Below are 19,547 nucleotides of genomic sequence, written 5' to 3'. Positions count from 1 at the left end.
CCGGTCGTATCAAGCCAGTTCCACATCATCGACCAGTTCCACCGGCCCACCGGCTCCACTGATCACCGACCGACCGTCCATGGGGAGAACACCGACATGAACCGCCGCACCATCGCTCGCAAGCCCGCCCGCCGTGCCGTCGCCCTCGCCCTCGGTGTCGCGGCCGTCACCGCGCTCCCGCTGGGGCTGACCGCCTCGGCGGACGCGACCCCGGCCAGGGCGGCCGTCTCGGCGCCCCGGACGGTCGTCGGCAGCCCGTCCGACTCCGTGACACGTATCGCCGACTTCTACGGCGCCTACATCGACGCCCAGAGCGGACCCGGTGAGGGCGGAAAGCTCGCGGCGGAACTGCGCAAGTACTACATCCACCCCGACTACCTGAAGAAGCTGGTCGCCTGGGAGGAGAAGAACCACGCGGACGGTGTCCTGCGCGCCCAGAACGTCCCCGTCCGCTGGACGGTCACCGACAACGGCACCGCCGACCACACCGAGGCCGGCATCACGCTGACCTGGGGCTCGGGGAGCACCGCCAGTACCACCAAGCTGGTCGTCGACATGACCCGGGACCACCGGATCATCCACATCGGCACGAAGGGCATCGGCGGTAGCTGACCTACGGCCGGATCGGCAGGACGCACTGGACGGTCCGGCCGGTCCACCGCCCGCACGCGCCCGTCCCTTCCTGGACGGGCGTGTGAACTGCCGCAGCGTCCGCTCCAAGCGCCCCTCCAGCAGCGTCCGGGGGGGGCGCCGTCGACGTCAGGATCCGGCCAGGAACAGTCCAACCAGCCCCGTACATCCGGTCGTTGAGGATTCGACATGACTGCCGTGTTCAGGTCGGGGGCATGGATCCCGTGAACGCGTTCGATCAGGAGGGGACAGTACACCGGCGTCCGGGCGGGGGTCATGAAGAGGCAGGCGCGAGGGGGCGGTCCCGTAACCATCGGGGCCTTCTCGGCGAAAACGGCGGAGGAAACCACCGAGAACGGCAACGACGACAACGGCAACGCCATCGGCGATGACGATGGCACGCACCGGGGGGAGGCGTCGTACATGAGGCGCAGGCTGGGCTGTTCGGATCTGCGGGAGGTACCGGAGGCCCGTAGGGCACTGCGCGAGCTGTTGCGGCACTGGGGGCGGCCTGGCAGCTCGGAGATAGCGGAACTGCTCACCAGCGAGCTGGTCACCAACGCGCTGGTCCACACCGACCGCGACGCGGTGCTGACGGCGACCGTCTCGCCGCACGGACTGCGCGTGGAGGTACGGGACTTCGTGGGACGCAGGCCGAGGCTGCGCGCACCGGTCCCCGACGACGGTACGCATGGCAGAGGGCTGGTTCTGGTGGAGTCCCTCGCCGACGCGTGGGGAGTCCGGGCGCACGGCGTGGGCAAGGCGGTGTGGTTCGAACTGAACGGGGGCGCGGCCTGAACAGGCCACGCCCCCATGTCGGTTCGCGCTCAACCAGCGCTCAACTCGTGCTCAGCGGTGCGGCTCAGCCGTACTGCTGCTCAAGGTCCCGGAGCTTGCGCTCCAGGGAGTCCAGGCGGGGCAGTGCCATCGTGTCGTCCTCCGCCGTCAGGTCGACAGTGATCGAGTCACTGTTGCCGCGGACGGGCTGAAGGGAGTGACGGGCGCGCAGAGGCAGCTGCTCCGCGGTGGATATGGCAGGTTCCGAGGTGACCTGGGCGGGCGCCCGCTCCACCTCGACCTGCTGTCGGCCACCGCCGCCACCGCCGCCGCCGAACGGGCCGCGGTGGCCCCGGCTGATCGCCTTGAGGTGCGCGCGCTCGGCCCGCTCCTGCTCACGACGGCGCATCTTGGCCTGGTCCTTCTGGCGCCGGTCCTCGCGCACCTCGTCGACCGCCTCGTCCAGGCTGCGCACACCCTCAAGGAGCATCAGCGACCAGGCCTTGTACGTCTCACGGGGCGCCCGCGCCCAGCGGACCATACGGATCTGCGGCAGCGGACGCGGCACGAGGCCCTGCTCGCGGAGGGCGGCCCGGCGGGTCTGCTTCAGCGCGCGGTCGAAGAGGACCGCGGCGGACAGGGACATGCCGGCGAAGAACTGGGGGGCACCCGCGTTGTCGAGTCCACGGGGCGCGTGCACCCAGTTGAACCAGGCGGCGGCCGCGGCGAACATCCACACCAGTATCCGGGAACCGAGGGCCGCGTCACCGTGGCTGGCCTCGCGCACCGCGAGCACGGAGCAGAACATCGCCGCTCCGTCCAGACCGAACGGGACGAGGTACTGCCAGCCGTCGGTGAGGTTCAGGTTCTGCTCGCCGAAGCCGACGAGTCCGTGGAAGGAAAGAGCCGCGGCGACGGCCGCACAGCAGAAGAGGAGGACGTAGGACGCCGTGGCGAAAACGGCTTCCTTGCGCCTGCGGCGCTCCTCGGTGCGCTCCCACGAGTCGTCCTCGCCGGCTTTCCCCCCGGAGGAGCGCTTGCCGCGCGCGAGCACCGCCACCGCCGCCAGCACGCCCAGGAGCAGTACGGCGCCCGGAAGCAGCCAGTTAAGCGATATGTCGGTCAGTCTCATCTGGGGTCCCTTGCATTGGGATAGGGCGTAACGCCCGCCATAGTGGCCCAATCCCCTCAGCCCTCAGGGGGTTTCGGGGCAAGAGGCCGCCTAAGGAGGTGCAAGGGGATGCTCAGGGCGACATTCTGCTCGAACTGCCGCTTGAGGGGCGGGAGTTGAGTTCGAATAAGACTACCCGTACGGGTGGTTCCACGGAAAGTTCCTGCGGAAAGTGAGGAACTTGTGAAGTGCCCGTAACCATGGGGAGCCTCAGACGAACGTGATCTTACGGCGGGATCCTACGGCACGCCCCGCGGGCCCCGGGGGGAGGGGTCCTTCGCTGAGGGTGCCTCAACTCGTCGCGGTGGCCCTCAGCTTGGCGATGCGGTCGTTCTCGCAGGTGCGGGGGCAGTTGTCGCACATGTCGTCCGGGCGGATCGTGTAGAAGAAGCAGCAGCTGGCCCGGTCGCGGACGGACAGCGCGGCGCCGTCCGGCCCGGTCACCTCCCGGAAGCCCGCCGAGCCGACGAACGGCCGGGTCGAGCCCGGCAGCAGCAGCTCCAGTTCGCGCCGCGCGCGGTCCGGCTCCCCGACGACCTGTCCTATGTAGTGCAGGCCCTCCACGACGTCGTCGGTCACCACGCTCCACAGGGCCCGCCCGCGCCGCCGCATCCGCGGCCCGAAACCGCCGAGCAGGGGCTCCAGATGCTCGGCGAGCGCCGCCCGTACCTCCCCGCGCAGCGCCTCCTCGTCGCCGGCCGGCCGGGCGCCGGGCAGGACCGCCGCCGGGTCGTCGGGCAGACAGGCGAAGGTGCCGGTGCGGACGCTGAAGCGTCCTTCGGTGCGGTGGTAGGAGACGTCCTCGACGGGCAGCCGGGGCACCCGGCGGTGCAGGAACCACGGCACGGTGATCAGCAGGCACGCGGTCCACGCGTACCGGTGCAGCCCGAAACCGGCCACGACGTCGGGGCGGCCCCGCGCCCCGTAGTCCCGCAGCACCTGCTCGTCGTCCCAGTCGAGGAAGGAGTCGAGGTCGCCGTCGCCGGCCGCGAGCCTGGCGGCCCGCACCCATCCGGCGCCGCGCGGATGCGCCTGTCCGGGATCCAGCTCGGTGACGGTCGCGTCCGGGTAGGCCTCGGCGAGCCGGTCGTACGCGTCCGCGAGTGCGGACCGGGTCTGTACGGGAGCGGACATGCCGGGACCACCGCATCTCGATAGATGACTCGAAGATCAAAGGTAAGCCTTACCTTACCCATCATGCCCGCGATGTGATCCGGATTTAACACGGGATCCGGCCTCGATCCCGGCCGGATCCGAACCTGGACCCGTATCGGGATTTGAACTGACGGAATGTGCGCCTATGGTGCTTGACGGGCGAGTAACAACCCGCCGCAATGACCCCATGTGCCGTCAAGGTGCCATCTAGCCCGGAGGAGGCCCCCGTGCAGCACGCCGGCCCACAGGGCGCGCACGGCTCGCCCGAGACCAGGGCCCAGGTCTCCCCGCCGGGCGCCGCACGCGTTCCACCGCAGCTCACTGCGGCGGACGTGGACCGCGGGTGGGGCCCCGGGGCGAGCGGCTCGGCGGCGCGTGACACCGCGGCCGCGAGCGCGCCGGTCGACGGTGCGCGGGGTGAGCACACGCACAGTGAGCAGCCGATCCCGTTGCCTCGCACGGAACAGCTCCGCCCCGACCGCTCCCGCCCGGAGCGGACACCGCCGGCCCGGACCCGGTCCGTCGTCCAGCGGTCCTCCGTGCGCGGCCAGATCCTCGACGCCCTGCGCACCGCGCTCGTAGGGGGCGAGCTGGCGCCCGGTGAGGTGTACTCGGCCCCCGCGCTGGGCGACCGGTTCGGGGTGTCCGCGACACCGGTCCGCGAGGCGATGCAGCAGCTCGCGCAGGAGGGCGCCGTCGAGGTCGTCCCCAACCGGGGCTTCCGGGTCGTGGAACGCGGCGCCCGCGATCTGGCCGAGCTGGCCGAGATCCGCGCCCTGATCGAACTCCCGGTGCTGCTCCGGCTGGCCGCGACCGTCCCCGCCGAACGCTGGACGGAACTGCGCCCCCTCGCCGAGGCGACGGCCCGTGCGGCGTCCACCGGCTGCCGCGCCACCTACGCGGAGACCGACCGCGCCTTCCACCGGGCGGTCCTGTCCCTCGCCGGCAACACCCAACTCGTCCGGCTCGCCGACGACCTCCACCGCCGCGCCCAATGGCCCCTGGCCGACACGAAGACCGACACGAGCCGAGCGGCCCTCATGGCGGACGCGGACGATCACATGGCCCTGCTCGACGCCTTGGCGGCAAGAGACGCGGCGGTGGTCCAGTCACTGGTACGAGAACATGTGACAGGCGCCCACTGACGTGTCGTTGTCGTCCAGCGGGGTGCGGGCCCATGCGGCCAACGCGGACTCGCCCCACCCAGGGGCGCGGGGAACTGCGCGACAAGCCACAACGCACCCGCACTCGCGACCACACCCGCACTACCCACCCGGCCGGCGCAACGCAACCCGCGGCGCGACTACGCGGACGCGGCCGGCGGAGCCAACTGCCGTGCCAGCCAGGTGGGAACACCCCCGAGCAGCCGGAACAACCGCCCCGCCTCCGCCCGCAACCGCGAAGCCTCCGGCTCGGACTCCGCATCGGCGAGCGACGCCAACGCGGGCGCCGTCCCCACCAGATACCCCAACTCCTCCCGGATCCGCAGCGATTCACTGAACCCGTGCCGCGCCTCCGCCAACTCCCCCTCACGCAGGGCGAGTCCGGCCAGATGACGCCATGTGAACGACAACAGCAGTGGATCGGCGTGCGCGGTGGCCCCCGCGTGCGCGCGCCGGTACGCGGCCCGCGCCGCCTGCGGAGAACGCGCGAGGTTCTCGGCCAGCAGCCCCCGCCGGAAGTCCAGCACCGCCCGCCCCGACGCCCCCGGCGGGATCAACGCCGCCGCCCGGCCCAGCGCGGCCCGCGCCTCGTCGGCGCGGTCCCGTACGCCGAGGAGGGTCGACGCGTACGCCAACTGCCCGCGCTCGCACGCCGCCGCGCCCCGCTCGTCGTCGCTCCGGGCCACCGCCTCCGCCGTACGGAGCGCGTCCTCGGCCTCCCCCCAGCCCTGCTCGGTGTAGAGGCACCGCTCCACCAGCAGCGCGGCCCGCTGGAGCGAGGCGTCGGCCGTGGCGGGGTCGAGCAGCGCCGCCGCGTCCGCCCAGCAGGCGCGTGAGCGCAGCCGCCATACCGCGGTCTGGAGTGGATCGTCACCAGAAGTCGTTCCGGAACCAGACATGGCGGTATGCGCCACGTTGCCCTCCCCGAGCACGCCATCGAGCCTGTTGAGTGTGGCGGCATCTCAGCACGAATCCCGGTGCCGGGCCAGGGGGTAGGTGAAAGAATTCACAAAGTCGGGGAAGATTGCGTGCCCCGGTTGCCGCGCGGCCGGTGCCACCCGGCGCGCACCAGGACCGCACGCCCCGCACCCCGGGGCGTCGGACGTCCGCGTCGCCTCAACTCATCCGCAGGGCCAGGAAGAAGTCCAGCTTGTCCTCCAGCCGCGAGAGCTCCCGGCCCGTCAACTGCTCGATCCGCCCCACCCGGTACCGCAGCGTGTTCACATGCAGATGCAGCCGGGCCGCGCACCGTGTCCACGAGCCGTCGCACTCCAGGAACGCCTCCAGCGTCGGGATCAGCTCCGCCCGGTGCCGCCGGTCGTAGTCCCGCAGGGGGTCCAGGAGCCGGGCCGTGAAGGCGCGGCGTACGTCGTCCGGGACGAACGGGAGCAGCAGCACATGGGAGGCCAGCTCCTGGTGGCCCGCCGCGCACACCCGGCCGGGGCGCGCCCCGGCCACCCGGCGGGCGTGCCGTGCCTCCTCCAGCGCCCCGCGCAGCCCCTCCGCCGAGTGCACGGTCGCGCTGACCCCGATCGTCAGCCGCCCGTCGTCGTCCAGGCCGGCCGACAGCGGCTCCCGTACCGCGGCGAGCAGCTCCTCGGCCAGGATTCCCGCCTCCGAACCGTCGTGCTCCGACGACACCGCCGGCAGGGGTACGAGGGCGACCGCCTCGTCCCCCGTATGGGCCACGGCGATCCGGTCGGAGTGCTCCGGGCCCGTCAGCAGCGGGTCGACAAGGATTTCCTCCAGCAAAGCCTGGGCCACCGGGCCGCCCTCTGTCCCGTCGCCGGACCATTCCACCCGGGCCACGACGACCTGCCAGTGCGGGGCCGATCCGAGGCCGGGCAGCAGCACCGGCGCGGCGACCCGCAGCCGGGCCCCGATCTCGGCGGGCGCCGCGCCCGTCTGCACCAGCTCCAGGACCTCCTGCGCGAGCCGCCGCCGGACCGTGTGCGCCGCGTCGCGCCGGTCGCGCTCGACCGCGATCAGCTGGGTGACGCCCTGGAGCAGATCGAGCCGCTCCGCCGGCCAGTCCCCGGCGTCCGCCTCGACGGCGAGCAGCCAGTCGGACAGCAGGGTCTCGCGCGGGTCCCGTGTGCCGCCCCGGTCGGCGCCGGTGCGGCTGTCGCCGCGGACGGGGAAGAGGGAGTACGCCGTGCCGCCCACCGCCACCCGGTGGGGTCCGCGTCTGCCGGTGCGGGCCGCCGCCAGGTGCTCGGCCGCCAGCGTCGCGCGGACGTCGGGAGCCGGGGCGGGGCCGGACACCTTGGAGCCCGCGATGAGACGGCCGGCCGGGGACAGTACCCAGGCGCGCAGGTCGAGGTCGGAGCCGAGCAGGTCCAGGACGACGTCGGGGCCGCCGCCCGCCGGACCCGAGGTCATCATCCGCCGGTGCCGGTCCACGACCGCCGCCAGATCGCCGGCGCGCTCACCGGACACCTGCCGCACGACATGCTCGGTGATCGACGCGAACGCAACCGACTCGTGCACCGCGAACAGCGGCAGCCGGTGCCGGGCGCAGGCCGTGATCAGGTCGTCCGGGATGTTCCCCAGCTCGGCCTCACCGGCGGCCAGGGCCGCGACCCCGGCCCCTGTCAGGAGTCGTACGAACGCCTCGGAGTCCGCCGGGTCCCGGCGCCACGCCAGACCCGTGAGCACCAGCTCGCCGCCCGAGAGGTAGCGGCTGGGGTCCCTGAGGTCGGTGGTCATCACCCCTCGTACGGTGCGGTCCAGCTCGTCCTCGCCGCCGAGCAGCGTGAGGCCCAGCGCGTCCGTGTCCAGCAGTGCGCGCAGCCGCATCTCGTCGCCGCCGTTCTGTCCGAGAGCCGCGCTTTCACGCCTGCGCGGCGATCACTGTTTCCGGGGAAAATCGGAGAGGTTACCGATGGACCCCTGTTCATACGAATCTACAAGACGATTGCCCTGGCCAGCCAACTCCTTCATGGTTTCCGTGACTGACCCAGGTGGAGCACAGCCCTGTGTACTGGTTTCACCGCACGTGAACAGCGCATGAACGAGCCATTGGCACCCGCGTACGCGACGTAGAGGAAAAGAGCCGGTCATGGACTTCCTTCGCCCCGCCAGCTGGGAGGAGGCGCTCGCCGCGAAGGCCGAGCACCCCACCGCTGTGCCTCTCGCGGGCGGCACCGACGTGATGGTCGAGATCAACTTCGACCACCGCCGGCCCGAGTACCTCCTCGACCTGACCCGTATCGGAGATCTCCACGAGTGGGAGACCGGCGAGCGGAGCGTGCGGCTCGGCGCCTCCGTCTCCTACACCCGGATCATGGAGAACCTGCGCGCCGAGCTGCCGGGCCTGGCCCTCGCCTCCCACACGGTCGCCTCCCCGCAGATCCGCAACCGGGGCGGGGTCGGCGGCAACCTCGGCACCGCCTCCCCGGCCGGTGACGCCCACCCGGCGCTGCTCGCCGCCGGAGCGGAGGTCGAGGCCGAGTCCGTCCGGGGCACGCGGCTGATCCCGATCGACGACTTCTACACAGGCGTGAAGCGCAACGCGCTCGCCCCCGACGAGCTGATCCGCGCCGTCCACATCAGGAAGGCGGACGGGCCCCAGCAGTACTCCAAGGTGGGCACCCGCAACGCCATGGTCATCGCGGTCTGCGCCTTCGGGCTCGCGCTGCACCCGGAGTCCCGGACCGTCCGTACGGGGATCGGTTCGGCGGCGCCCACACCCGTCCGGGCCAAGGCCGCCGAGGAGTTCCTGAACGCGGCGCTCGAAGAGGGCGGCTTCTGGGACAACGGGAAGATCGTCACACCGTCGGTCGCCAAGCAGTTCGCCGCACTGTGCGCGGGCGCCTGCAACCCCATCGACGACGTCCGGGGCACCGCGAGCTACCGCCGTCACGCGGTGGGCGTGATGGCCCGGCGCACGCTCATGTGGACCTGGGAGTCGTACCGCGGCACCGCCGCCCACACGGAGGGAGTCGCGTAATGCGCGTCAGTTTCACGGTCAACGGACGGCCCCAGGAGGCCGACGACGTGTGGGAGGGCGAGTCCCTGCTGTACGTCCTGCGGGAGCGGCTCGGCCTGCCGGGCTCCAAGAACGCCTGCGAACAGGGCGAGTGCGGCTCGTGCACCGTCCGCCTCGACGGCGTACCGGTGTGCTCGTGCCTCGTCGCGGCGGGGCAGGCGGAAGGCCGCGAGGTCGTCACGGTCGAAGGGCTCGCCGACTACGCCAAACAGCGTACGGAGCACGGCGGTTGCGCAACGGGCGCCTGCGGTACGTCACTTGACGCGGCCAAGCGGTGGCAGCCCAAGGGCGCGGCCGACTCCCGGGCCACCGACTCGCAGACCGGAGAAGGCGCCGAACTGGCCCCCATCCAGCAGGCGTTCATCGACGCCGGGGCCGTCCAGTGCGGCTTCTGCACCCCCGGTCTGCTGGTGGCCGCCGACGAGATGCTGGAACGGAACCCCAACCCGACCGACGCGGACATCCGCGAGGCGCTGTCGGGCAACCTGTGCCGCTGCACGGGCTACGAGAAGATCATGGACGCGGTCCGGCTGGCGGCGGCCCGACAGGGAGAGGCGGTCTGACATGCCTGGCAGGAACGCACCCCTCGGGACCCCCACCAAGGTCACCCAGGGCTCGAAGACCAAGGGCGGCATCGGCGAGTCCACGCTCCGCCCCGACGGCACCCTCAAGGTCACCGGCGAGTTCGCGTACTCGTCCGACATGTGGCACGAGGACATGCTCTGGGGACAGATCCTGCGCTCCACGGTCGCCCACGCCGAGATCGTCTCCATCGACACGGCCGAAGCCCTCGCGCTCCCCGGCGTGTACGCCGTCATGACGTACGACGATCTGCCGACCGACGTGCGGAACTACGGCCTGGAGGTCCAGGACACCCCGGTCCTCGCCCACGGGAAGGTCCGGCACCACGGCGAACCCGTCGCGATCGTCGCCGCCGACCACCCGGAGACCGCGCGCCGCGCCGCCGCCAAGATCAAGGTCGACTACCGCGAACTGCCGATCGTCACCGACGAGGCCGCCGCGACCGCGCCGGACGCCGTCCTCATCCACGAACACCGCACCGACAGGCACTTCGCCCATGTCGACCACCCCAACATCGTCCACCGCCAGCCGATCGTCCGCGGCGACGTCGAGGCCGCCCGCGCCCGCGCCGACTTCGTCGTCACCGGCGAGTACACCTTCGGCATGCAGGACCAGGCGTTCCTGGGCCCGGAGTCGGGCCTCGCGGTCCCCGGGGAGGACGGCGGCGTCGACCTGTACATCGCCACCCAGTGGCTGCACTCCGACCTGCGCCAGATCGCGCCCGTGCTCGGCCTGCCCGAGGACAAGGTCCGTATGACCCTGTCCGGTGTCGGCGGTGCCTTCGGCGGACGCGAGGACCTGTCGATGCAGATCCACGCCTGTCTGCTCGCCCTGCGCACCGGCAAACCGGTGAAGATCGTCTACAACCGCTTCGAGTCCTTCTTCGGCCACGTCCACCGGCACCCCGCGAAGCTCAGCTACGAGCACGGGGCCACCAAGGACGGCAAGCTGACCCACCTGAAGGCACGGATCGTCCTCGACGGCGGCGCGTACGCCTCCACCTCCCCGGCGGTCGTCGGCAACGCGGCCTCGCTCGGGGCCGGCCCGTACGTCGTCGACGACGTCGAGATCGACTGCCTGGCCCTCTACACCAACAACCCGCCCTGCGGCGCGATGCGCGGCTTCGGTGCGGTCCAGGCCTGCTTCGCCTACGAGGCCCAGATGGACAAGCTCGCCGACGCGGTGGGTATGGACCGGGTCGAGTTCCGTCGCCTCAACGCCATGGAGCAGGGCACCCTGCTGCCCACCGGTCAGGCCGTCGACTCCCCGGCCCCGGTCGCCGAACTCCTGCGCCGCGTCAAGGCGATGCCCCTCCCGCCGGAGCAGCAGTGGCTGACGGCGGGCGAGGCGGCGGACGTACGCCAGCTGCCGGGCGGCCTCTCCAACACGACCCACGGCGAGGGCGTGGTGCGGGGCATCGGCTACGCGGTCGGCATCAAGAACGTCGGCTTCTCCGAGGGCTTCGACGACTACTCGACCGCCCGGGTACGTATGGAGGTGGTCGGCGGCGAGCCGGTGGCCACGGTCCACACGGCCATGGCGGAGGTCGGCCAGGGCGGCGTCACCGTCCACGCCCAGATCGCCCGCACCGAGCTGGGCGTCACCCAGGTGACGATCCAGCCCGCCGACACCCGGGTCGGCTCGGCCGGTTCGACCTCCGCCTCCCGGCAGACGTACGTCACCGGTGGCGCCGTCAAGAACTCGTGCGAGCTGGTCCGCGAGAAGGTCCTGGAGGTCGGTCGCCGCAAGTTCGGCTCCTACCACCCGGCCTGGGCGACGGCGGAACTGCTCCTGGAGGGCGGCAAGGTCGTCACCGACGCCGGCGAGGTCCTCGCGGACCTGGTGGACGTCCTGGGCGAGGAGTCCGTCGAGGTCGAGGCGGAGTGGCGGCACCGGCCGACCGAACCCTTCGACCTGCGCACCGGGCAGGGCTTCGGACACGTCCAGTACTCGTTCGCCGCGCACCGGGCGGTCGTCGAGGTCGACACCGAACTGGGCCTGGTCAAGGTCATCGAACTGGCCTGCGCACAGGACGTCGGCAAGGCGCTCAACCCGCTGTCGGTCGTCGGCCAGATCCAGGGCGGCACCACCCAGGGGCTGGGCATCGCGGTGATGGAGGAGATCGTCGTCGACCCCAGGACGGCCAAGGTGCGCAATCCGTCCTTCACGGACTACCTGATCCCCACCATCCTCGACACCCCGACCATCCCGGTCGACGTCCTCGAACTCGCCGACGACCACGCCCCGTACGGCCTCCGGGGCATCGGCGAGGCACCGACCCTGTCCTCGACCCCGGCCGTCCTGGCGGCGATCCGCGCCGCGACGGGCCTGGAACTGACGAAGACGCCGGTCCGCCCGGAGCACTTGACCGGTACGGCGTAGCCGGTTCGTCGCCGGGTGCGGGTGGGTGGGGGCTGGTCGCGCAGTTCCCCGCGCCCCTGAAAAACAGGGGCTGCGCCCCGTGCTTTTCGGCCCGAAGGGGCCGTGTCTTTCAGGGGCGCGGGGAACTGCGCGAGAAGCCGCACCGGCCCGCACCCGACCACGCACCCACAAACACCCCGTTCGCCTCGGGCCGTCCCCCGGGTCGTGCACCTTCCCAACCCCCTATGAACCTTGGGAGTCGGCACATGACCCAACAGACCCTGGAAGACAGGGCGCCCGGAACCCCCGTCCAGCCGGGCCGGTCCCGGCTGGACCGGTACTTCCACATCACCGCCCGCCACTCCACCCTCGCCCGCGAGCTACGCGGCGGCACCACCACCTTCATGGCGATGGCGTACATCCTGCTCCTCAACCCGCTGATCCTCTCCGGCAAGGACGCCGCCGGAAACACCCTCGGCCAGCAGGCGCTGATCACCGCCACCGCCTTCGCGGCAGCCCTCACCACGCTCCTCATGGGCTTCCTCGGCAAGGTCCCGCTCGCCCTCGCGGCCGGCCTGTCCGTGTCCGGCGTCCTGTCCTCGCAGGTGGCGCCCGCCATGACCTGGCCGCAGGCGATGGGCATGTGCGTGCTGTACGGCGTCGTCATCATGCTGCTGGTCGTGACCGGCCTGCGTGAGATGATCATGAACGCGATCCCGCTGGCGCTGAAGCACGCGATCACCATGGGCATCGGTCTGTTCGTCGCACTGATCGGCCTGGTGAAGGCCGGTTTCGTCCACCAGGGCGCGGCGACCCCGCTCTCCCTCGGCCCGGACGGCGAACTCGCCGGCTGGCCCGTGCTGTTGTTCGCCGCGACGCTCCTGCTCATCTTCATGCTCCAGGCCCGAGGTGTGCCCGGCGCCATCCTCATCGGCATCGTCAGCGGTACCGTGCTGGCCGTCGTGCTCAACGCGGCGGAGGTCATCGACCCGAGGCAATGGGCGAGCGGCGCACCGGAGTTGCACGGCAGCGCGGTGTCGATGCCGGACTTCTCGCTCTTCGGGGACGTCGAGTTCGGCGGCTGGGGGCAGGTCGGCGCGATGACGGTCGGCATGATCGTGTTCACCCTCGTCCTCGCCGGTTTCTTCGACGCGATGGCGACGATCATCGGGGTCGGCACGGAGGCCGGACTCGCCGACGACAGGGGCCGGATGCCGGGCCTGTCCAAGGCACTGTTCATCGACGGCGCGGGCGGGGCGATCGGTGGCGTCGCCGGGGCCTCGGGCCAGACGGTCTTCGTGGAGTCGGCGACGGGCGTGGGGGAGGGCGCCCGCACCGGCCTGTCCTCCGTCGTCACCGGCCTGTTCTTCGCCGCCTGTCTGTTCTTCACCCCGCTGACGGCGATCGTGCCCGGTGAGGTCGCGGCGGCGGCCCTGGTGGTGATCGGCGCGATGATGATGTCGAACGCCCGGCACGTCGACTGGGCCGACCGTGCCACCGCCGTCCCGGTCTTCCTGACCGTCGTGATCATGCCGTTCACGTACTCGATCACGGCGGGTGTCGCGGCCGGCGTGATCTCGTACGTCGCCATCAAGGTCGCTGAGGGCAGGGCACGGGAGATCGGTGCGTTCATGTGGGCCCTGACAGGCATCTTCCTCGTCTATTTCGCCCTCAGTCCTATTGAGAGCTGGCTGGGCGTCCACTAGCCGAGCCGAACCCCGCAGGCCTTTCCGCCCGACTGTCGTCAAGGAGACCGAAATGCTGGACATCGCCGAAGAACTGCACCGGTGGGTCGAGCAGGGACGTGACTTCGCCGTGGCCACCGTGGTGGCCGTGAGCGGCAGCGCGCCCCGCCGGCCCGGTGCCGCCCTCGCGGTGGACGCCGACGGCACGGCGATCGGCTCGGTCTCCGGCGGCTGTGTGGAGGGCGCGGTGTACGAACTGTGCCAACAGGCCCTGGCGGACGGCGAGTCGGTCCTCGAACGCTTCGGCTACAGCGATGACGACGCCTTCGCCGTGGGCCTCACCTGCGGCGGCGTCATCGACATCCTGGTGACGCCGGTACGGACGTCGGCGCCCGCCCGCCGCGTGTTCGCGTCGGCACTGGCCGCCGCCGCGAACGGGGAGGCGGCGGCCGTGGCGCGGATCGTCTCCGGCCCGGGAGAGCTGCTGGGCCGGGCCCTGTTCGTCGGTCCGGACGGCTCGTACGAAGGCGGCTTCGGCGGGCATCCCGAGCTGGACCGTACGGTGGCCGCCGAGGCGCGCGCCCAGCTCGACGCGGGCCGCACCGGCACCCTGGAGATCGGAGAGCGGGGCTCCCGTTGCGGAGCACCGCTCACTGTTCTGGTCGAGTCGTCGGTGCCGCCGCCCCGGATGATCGTGTTCGGCGCGATCGACTTCGCGTCCGCGCTGGCCCGTATGGGCAAGTTCCTCGGCTATCACGTGACGGTGTGCGACGCCCGCCCGGTGTTCGCGACGCGCGCCCGTTTCCCCGAGGCGGACGAGATCGTCGTCGAGTGGCCGCACCGCTATCTGGAACGGACGGCCGTGGACGCCCGTACGGTCCTGTGCGTCCTCACCCACGACGCCAAGTTCGACGTACCCCTGCTGCGGCTCGCCCTGCGGCTGCCGGTGGCGTACGTCGGCGCGATGGGCTCCCGCCGGACCCACCTGGACCGGAACGAGAGACTGCGCGAAGTCGGCGTCACCGAGCTGGAGTTGACGCGTCTCAGGTCACCGATCGGGTTGGACCTGGGCGCCCGTACGCCCGAGGAGACCGCGCTGTCCATCATGTCGGAGATCGTCGCCAACAGGCGTGGCGGCAGCGGGGTTTCGCTGACCGGGGCGCACACGCCGATCCACCATGACGTCGGCTCGGTGTCCGGGCCGGTGGGGCGGATCGGGTCGGTGGCCTGACGTCACTCGAACGCCGGTGGAGGATAGGCGAGTTGGACCCCGTGAGTGGCCCTGCGCGTGACCAGGGTGCCGCGTCCGGGCGGCTGACGGGTCGGTTTGACGCTGCCCAGCAGGAAGCCTTCGGTGGGATCGCCGGAGAGCATGAGCCCCTGCGCGCCGAGTTCCTTCAACCGTGCCACGAAGGGTTCGTACAGAGCCCTCGACGCCCCGCCCGAACTGCGCGCCAGCACGACGCGCAGGCCCAGATCGCGGGCGAACGGCAGATACTCGAGGAGCGGCGCGAGGGGGTTGCCACTGCTGGTGGCGACCAGGTCGTAGTCGTCGACCAGCAGGTACACCTCCTTGCCCCGGTACCAGCTGCGGTCGCGCAGCTGCTCGGCCGTCACATCGGGGCCCGGCATCCGGGCCTGCAGGACTTCGACCAGCTGAGTCATGACCTCGGCGACCGGAGGACCCGAAGGGCAGTAGCTCAGCAGGTACTCCTGGGGTACCTCGCCGAGCAGTGACCGCCGGTAGTCGACCACGAGCAGCTCGGCCTCCTCCGGCGACACCCGGGAGCAGATGCGGCGCACAAGCAGCCGCAGAAACGAACTCCTGCCGGACTCGGACTCACCGAAGACGAGGAAGAAGGGGTCGTTCGAGAAGTCGAGGAACACCGGGGCGAGACTCGCGTCGTCGATTCCGATGGCCATGGCACGGCCGGGGGAGTCGTCGGGGCCGGGAAGTTCGTCGGGGGAGACCAGGGGCGGAAGGGTGCGGACGGGTGGGGCCGTCGGGCCCGGCCAGTTGGCGCGAACGGCCGCGACCAGACTGTCCGTCGTCCCGCCGGTGAGCTCCCCGGCGGCCTCGGCCCCCATCCTCGGCAGGGCGGTCACGAAGTGCAGCTTGTTGCGGGCCAGGCCGTGACCCGGATCGCCCAGGGGGACGTACTGCGCCTGGCGCCGGTCGATCTCGGACTCCGTCGGATCACCGAGACGCAGCTCGAACCTGCTGACCAGGAAATCGCGCTGGTGCAGCCGCAGATCCGCGTAGCGGGAGGCGCCGACCAGCAGATGCACACCGTGGGCCAGGCCATGGGCGGCGATTTCCGTGACGACGGGTTCGAGCGCCTCGAAGTCCCTCCGGAGGGTCGCCCAGCCGTCGACGACGAGGAAGATGTCGGTGGCCAGGGGCTGGTCCGGCCATTCGCCGGCGGCACGGCGCCGGCGGTACGTGTGGATCGAGTCGATGCCGTGGTCGCGGAAGAACAGCTCCCGCTCACCGAGGACCCGGGAGAAGTCGGCGACCGTGCGCCGCACCTGGTCCGGGTCCAGCCGGGAGAAGACGCCGCCGACATGGGGCAGTCCGGCCAGGGCGGCCAGCCCTCCGCCACCGAAGTCGAGACAGTAGAACTGCACTTCCGCCGGGGTGTGGGTGAGGGCGAACGAGGTGATGAGCGAGGCCAGCAGGGTCGACTTCCCCGACTGCGGTCCACCCACGACCAGGGCGTTCCCCTCGGCCCCGGACGCGTCCATGGAGATGACGGTGCGCCGCTGGTGGTACGGCTCGTCGGCCAGCGCGAAGGGGGCGAGGAGAAGCCCGGATCCCGGGGACCGCAAGCCATGCCGGGAGGTGAGAGCGACCTTCGCGGGAAGCACCTGATCGAGGGTTGGCGACTCGTCCAGCGGCGGCAGCCAGATTCGGCGGGCGGCCGGGTCGGTGTCCCGCAGCTGTTCGACGGCCACATCCACCAGCGAGACGAAGTCGTCGGCCGGGCCCGCCTTCGGCACCGGGCCGGACACGTACGAGGCCTTGAAACGGACCAGTGTGTCCGTCGCGTAGGCCTTGAGGAACCCGGCACCCGGGTCCGGCGGCAGATGGTAGGCGTCGGGAAAGCCGAGCACCGCACGGGACTCGGCCGCCGAGAAGGTGCGCAGCCCGATGCGGTACGACAGATGGGGCTCCAGCCCGTGCAGCCCGCCCTCCTCCAGGCGTTGCGCGACCAGCAGCATGTGCACGCCCAGGGCCCGGCCGATCCGGCCGACCTGCACGAGCACTTCGATGAAGTCCGGGTGTGCTGCCAGGAGTTCGGAGAACTCGTCGACCACCAGCACCAGCGTCGGCAGCCGTTCGAGGTCGTGGCGCAAGGCGCGGGCCTGCTGGTACTCATGGACGCTCGGCAGACCGGCGGCCCGCAACAGCTGCTGGCGCCGGGCCAGTTCGCCCCTGATCGTCTCCCCCAGCCGTCCCACGAGCAGTGGACCGTCCGCCAGCCCGCTGACGATCCCCGAGATGTGGGGCAGGTCCGCGAACGGCGCGAACGTCGCGCTGCCCTTGAAGTCGGCCAGTACGAAGGCCACTTCCTCCGTCGAGTGGCGCACGGCCAGTCCCAGGACGATCGAGCGCAGTAGCTCGGACTTGCCGGAGCCGGTCGCGCCCACGCACATACCGTGCGGGCCCATTCCCCCGTGCGCGCTCTCCTTGAGGTCGAGGAACACCGTCTGGCCGTCCTCGCCGAGCCCGATCGGCACCCTCAGCCGGTCATCGGGGGTCGGCCGGGCGCGCAGGGCCGCCAGATTCGGGGCAGAGGGAGTGTTCCCGACCCCCAACAGGCCGGTCGGGTCGGTTTCCTGGCGGCCGACGGAAACTCTGGCGGGCCCACCGGTGCTCTCCCGGCTCAGGAGCGCCGCCCAACCGGCCCGTACCGATTCCGCCGTCTCCGCCAGCGACTCCCGCGCCGCCACCGGACCCGCCCCGTCGTCGAAGCGCGGCACCGCCACCCGGAACCGCCGACGCCGGGACAGCGCCCAGCCGACCGAGATCCCGGACGCCAGCGAAGGGTCGAAGAAGGACTCCTCCGGGTCGTCCAGGGCGAGTTCGAGACGGGTGCCCAGCAGCCCACGCAGGTCGGTGGTGAAGTCGCTCCAGCGGCGGGCCGTGGCCACCAGATGGACGCCGTAGTTCAGTCCGGTGTTGGCGAGCCTGTGGACCGTTTCCGCGAACTCCGGATGTTCCCAGGTGAAGTCGAGCCAGCCGTCCACCACGAGGAAGACGTCACTCGCCGCACCCTGTTCGATCCGACCCGTGGTGCGCAGTGCGCGGAACGCCTCGATGGAGTCGATGTCGAGGTCGCGGAACAGGGTGCGCCGGGTGGAGATCACCGCCTTGACCGCCGTGAGCGCCTCCTCGACCGCGCTGTGCTCGTGCGGCGCCGCGAACGTCCGTACGTGCGGCAGCGAGCGCAGCACCCCGAGCCGGTTGACCGCGCCCTCCAGCAGATGGAACTCCGCCTCGTGCGGGGTGTGGGTCAGCGCCAGCGACATGATCATGGAGCGCAGCAGGGTGGTCTTGCCGCTGCCCAGTTTGCCGACGACCGCCGCGTTGCCGTCCCGGCCGGCGAAGTCCACGCACACGGGATCCGACCCGGTGCTGTTCTCGAGCCGGCCGACGGGTACGAGCAGCCGGGACGCGCCCTCCCACGCGTCGCAGACGAAACCCCGGTCGACGGTCTCCACCGGAGGCGGCAGCAGCGCGCCGAGCGTGAGCTCGTCGGCCATGGCGGCGCGGGCGGCGGGGCCGGCGGACGCGTCGATCCAGGGCGCGTAGGCGAGAGCGACATTCCCCTCGCACTGGCCCGACTTGGTCGGCGTCTGCTCGGGCCCCGCCTGGTTGACCACCGTGTCGTGGACGAACGTGTACAGCTCCTCCGGGGTGATCACCCCGTCCCGGTTCTGGTCGGCGAGTCCGCTGCGCAGCCCTTCGATCACGGCGGCCGTGAACCTCGGGGCCGACAGGCTGTTGTCGACGCTGAGCTGTTCGCCCTCGTAGGCGTACTCCAGGGCCGTCGACGCCGTGATGACGAACGTGCCGCGCCCGCCGAGCGCCGTCTCCACGTTCACGGGGGCGGGCGACATGGGGGAACCCCGGTGGAAGAGCCCGCTGTAGCAGCAGTCCAGCAGCACGATCTTGGTGCGGGCCTCGCACTCGTCGAGGAGCTGGTGCAGCAGCGCGGCCGGGATGGCGGTGGTGTGCGGACGCTGCAGTCTCGTGCTGAGCGTGGCGAAGAACAGCCGGTCGGCGTCGTTGCGGATGCCGTGGCACGCGAAGTAGAGCAGTACGAGATCGTCGGGGTCGCGGTTGCTGAGAACCTCCTCGATCGCGGACTCGATCTCGTCCTTGGGCCTGTTCAGCAGTTCGAGCACCGGCTCGAAACGGCCGATCGACCGGTCCTCCAGCAGAACCTTCAGCTCGGTGGCACCCCGGGCCGGCCGTCTGAGCCTGCTGAGCCCGGGATCCTGGTAGCCGTCAGTCGCGACGAGCAGTGCGATCCGGCGTCCCGCCATCGCCAACCCCCGGATCGCTGTTGGTGTTCGGGCCGGTCGCGGCGCCGGTGCCCGAATCGGCCGGGGCGCTCGCCACCGCGGCCGTCCCCGCCTCGATCCGTGCGGTCACCGCCTCGACCAGCGCCTGCTGGTCCTTGGCGGACAGGGCGTCGAACGACCCCTTGTGCCCGTCGATCTCCCACTCCACCGACCGCGCCTTCGAACGCTGCACGAAGGCGACGACGACGTTGCTCACGGCCTTCAGCGCGGCGGCGGAGAAGGCCCCGCTGAGGACCAGCACCGCCAGGTCGTGCCCCGCACCGGCCATCGACTCCGCGGGCGCGGCAACGGTCCCGCGTTCCACCCGGAGGAGGCCCAGGGTGCGCAGATCGCCGTACAGACTTCGGACCTGACGGTCCGTCTGCTCCGCGGTGGCGCCCGGACCCGAGTCGATCCGAAGCTCCAGCCGCACGTTCTCCTCGTGCACGCCCCCCCCTTCC

14 protein-coding genes are annotated in these 19,547 nt (G+C 71.4%); 8 read left to right on the top strand and 6 right to left on the bottom strand.

The features are described 5' to 3' along the window. Window positions 1–96 precede the first annotated feature (96 nt). Window positions 97–612: a hypothetical protein gene (locus PV734_RS08615; RefSeq protein ID WP_319289140.1), complete on the top strand. Its 516-nt coding sequence runs from the start codon at window positions 97–99 to the stop codon at window positions 610–612. 441 nt (window positions 613–1,053) lie between these two features. Beyond that, complete coding sequence (locus PV734_RS08610) at window positions 1,054–1,428, top strand: ATP-binding protein (protein WP_415924176.1); 375 nt, start codon at window positions 1,054–1,056, stop codon at window positions 1,426–1,428. A gap of 64 nt (window positions 1,429–1,492) precedes the next feature. Here PV734_RS08610 and PV734_RS08605 read toward each other — a convergent pair whose 3' ends face one another. Together PV734_RS08605 and PV734_RS08600 are read right to left on the bottom strand one after the other, a co-directional pair. Continuing rightward, window positions 1,493–2,539 (bottom strand): DUF2637 domain-containing protein, encoded by a 1,047-nt coding sequence (locus PV734_RS08605; RefSeq protein ID WP_319097377.1) that lies wholly within the window; start codon window positions 2,537–2,539, stop codon window positions 1,493–1,495. Window positions 2,540–2,869: 330 nt separating this feature from the next. Beyond that, window positions 2,870–3,712, bottom strand: coding sequence for a (2Fe-2S)-binding protein (locus PV734_RS08600; RefSeq protein ID WP_319289138.1), 843 nt, complete (start codon window positions 3,710–3,712; stop codon window positions 2,870–2,872). 248 nt (window positions 3,713–3,960) lie between these two features. Here PV734_RS08600 and PV734_RS08595 point away from each other — a divergent pair, with 248 nt between their 5' ends. Next, the gene (locus PV734_RS08595; protein WP_319097375.1) at window positions 3,961–4,878 is read left to right on the top strand and encodes a GntR family transcriptional regulator; all 918 of its coding nucleotides are present in this window, start codon (window positions 3,961–3,963) and stop codon (window positions 4,876–4,878) included. A 158-nt stretch (window positions 4,879–5,036) separates the two neighbouring features. Here the strand turns inward: PV734_RS08595 and PV734_RS08590 are convergent, their stop codons facing one another. After that, window positions 5,037–5,810, bottom strand: coding sequence for a hypothetical protein (locus tag PV734_RS08590; protein WP_319097373.1), 774 nt, complete (start codon window positions 5,808–5,810; stop codon window positions 5,037–5,039). Between the two features lie 202 nt (window positions 5,811–6,012). Then, window positions 6,013–7,695, bottom strand: coding sequence for a PucR family transcriptional regulator (locus PV734_RS08585; RefSeq protein WP_319097372.1), 1,683 nt, complete (start codon window positions 7,693–7,695; stop codon window positions 6,013–6,015). A gap of 262 nt (window positions 7,696–7,957) precedes the next feature. On the opposite strand from PV734_RS08585, the gene PV734_RS08580 reads away from it, so the two are divergent. From PV734_RS08580 to PV734_RS08560, 5 genes are all read left to right on the top strand, one after another. Continuing rightward, window positions 7,958–8,848 (top strand): xanthine dehydrogenase family protein subunit M, encoded by an 891-nt coding sequence (locus PV734_RS08580; protein WP_319097371.1) that lies wholly within the window; start codon window positions 7,958–7,960, stop codon window positions 8,846–8,848. Next, window positions 8,848–9,450 (top strand): (2Fe-2S)-binding protein, encoded by a 603-nt coding sequence (locus PV734_RS08575; protein WP_319097370.1) that lies wholly within the window; start codon window positions 8,848–8,850, stop codon window positions 9,448–9,450. The genes PV734_RS08580 and PV734_RS08575 overlap by 1 nt, the downstream gene beginning before the upstream one ends. 1 nt (window position 9,451) lies before the next feature. Continuing rightward, window positions 9,452–11,851 carry a xanthine dehydrogenase family protein molybdopterin-binding subunit gene (locus PV734_RS08570; RefSeq protein ID WP_319289136.1) on the top strand — a complete coding sequence of 800 codons (2,400 nt, stop codon included), beginning with the start codon at window positions 9,452–9,454 and terminating at the stop codon, window positions 11,849–11,851. Window positions 11,852–12,096: 245 nt separating this feature from the next. Further along, window positions 12,097–13,536: an NCS2 family permease gene (locus PV734_RS08565; protein WP_319097368.1), complete on the top strand. Its 1,440-nt coding sequence runs from the start codon at window positions 12,097–12,099 to the stop codon at window positions 13,534–13,536. Window positions 13,537–13,588: 52 nt separating this feature from the next. Then, on the top strand, window positions 13,589–14,746 hold the full coding sequence (locus PV734_RS08560; protein ID WP_319289135.1) for an XdhC/CoxI family protein: 1,158 nt from the start codon (window positions 13,589–13,591) through the stop codon (window positions 14,744–14,746). 2 nt (window positions 14,747–14,748) lie between these two features. Here the strand turns inward: PV734_RS08560 and eccCb are convergent, their stop codons facing one another. After that, complete coding sequence (gene eccCb, locus PV734_RS08555; RefSeq protein WP_319289134.1) at window positions 14,749–19,068, bottom strand: type VII secretion protein EccCb; 4,320 nt, start codon at window positions 19,066–19,068, stop codon at window positions 14,749–14,751. Next, on the bottom strand, window positions 19,031–19,534 hold the full coding sequence (locus tag PV734_RS08550) for an effector-associated constant component EACC1 (protein ID WP_319289132.1): 504 nt from the start codon (window positions 19,532–19,534) through the stop codon (window positions 19,031–19,033). The genes eccCb and PV734_RS08550 overlap by 38 nt, the downstream gene beginning before the upstream one ends. Window positions 19,535–19,547: the final 13 nt, after the last annotated feature.

Source organism: Streptomyces sp. AK08-02, assembly GCF_033795085.1.
GTDB lineage: Bacteria > Actinomycetota > Actinomycetes > Streptomycetales > Streptomycetaceae > Streptomyces > Streptomyces echiniscabiei.
Note: the sequence above shows the minus strand (reverse complement) of the source record. Positions and strands in the feature narration are given on the sequence as shown.

What these genes read in the sequence shown, in the direction of transcription:
- PV734_RS08615 (WP_319289140.1), top strand. Translation starts at nt 97, where the DNA reads ATGAACCGCCGCACCATCGCTCGCAAGCCCGCCCGCCGTGCCGTCGCC.
- PV734_RS08610 (WP_415924176.1), top strand. Translation starts at nt 1,054, where the DNA reads ATGAGGCGCAGGCTGGGCTGTTCGGATCTGCGGGAGGTACCGGAGGCC.
- PV734_RS08605 (WP_319097377.1), bottom strand. Translation starts at nt 2,539, where the DNA reads ATGAGACTGACCGACATATCGCTTAACTGGCTGCTTCCGGGCGCCGTA.
- PV734_RS08600 (WP_319289138.1), bottom strand. Translation starts at nt 3,712, where the DNA reads ATGTCCGCTCCCGTACAGACCCGGTCCGCACTCGCGGACGCGTACGAC.
- PV734_RS08585 (WP_319097372.1), bottom strand. Translation starts at nt 7,695, where the DNA reads ATGCGGCTGCGCGCACTGCTGGACACGGACGCGCTGGGCCTCACGCTG.
- PV734_RS08580 (WP_319097371.1), top strand. Translation starts at nt 7,958, where the DNA reads ATGGACTTCCTTCGCCCCGCCAGCTGGGAGGAGGCGCTCGCCGCGAAG.
- PV734_RS08575 (WP_319097370.1), top strand. Translation starts at nt 8,848, where the DNA reads ATGCGCGTCAGTTTCACGGTCAACGGACGGCCCCAGGAGGCCGACGAC.
- PV734_RS08570 (WP_319289136.1), top strand. Translation starts at nt 9,452, where the DNA reads ATGCCTGGCAGGAACGCACCCCTCGGGACCCCCACCAAGGTCACCCAG.
- PV734_RS08565 (WP_319097368.1), top strand. Translation starts at nt 12,097, where the DNA reads ATGACCCAACAGACCCTGGAAGACAGGGCGCCCGGAACCCCCGTCCAG.
- PV734_RS08560 (WP_319289135.1), top strand. Translation starts at nt 13,589, where the DNA reads ATGCTGGACATCGCCGAAGAACTGCACCGGTGGGTCGAGCAGGGACGT.
- eccCb (WP_319289134.1), bottom strand. Translation starts at nt 19,068, where the DNA reads ATGGCGGGACGCCGGATCGCACTGCTCGTCGCGACTGACGGCTACCAG.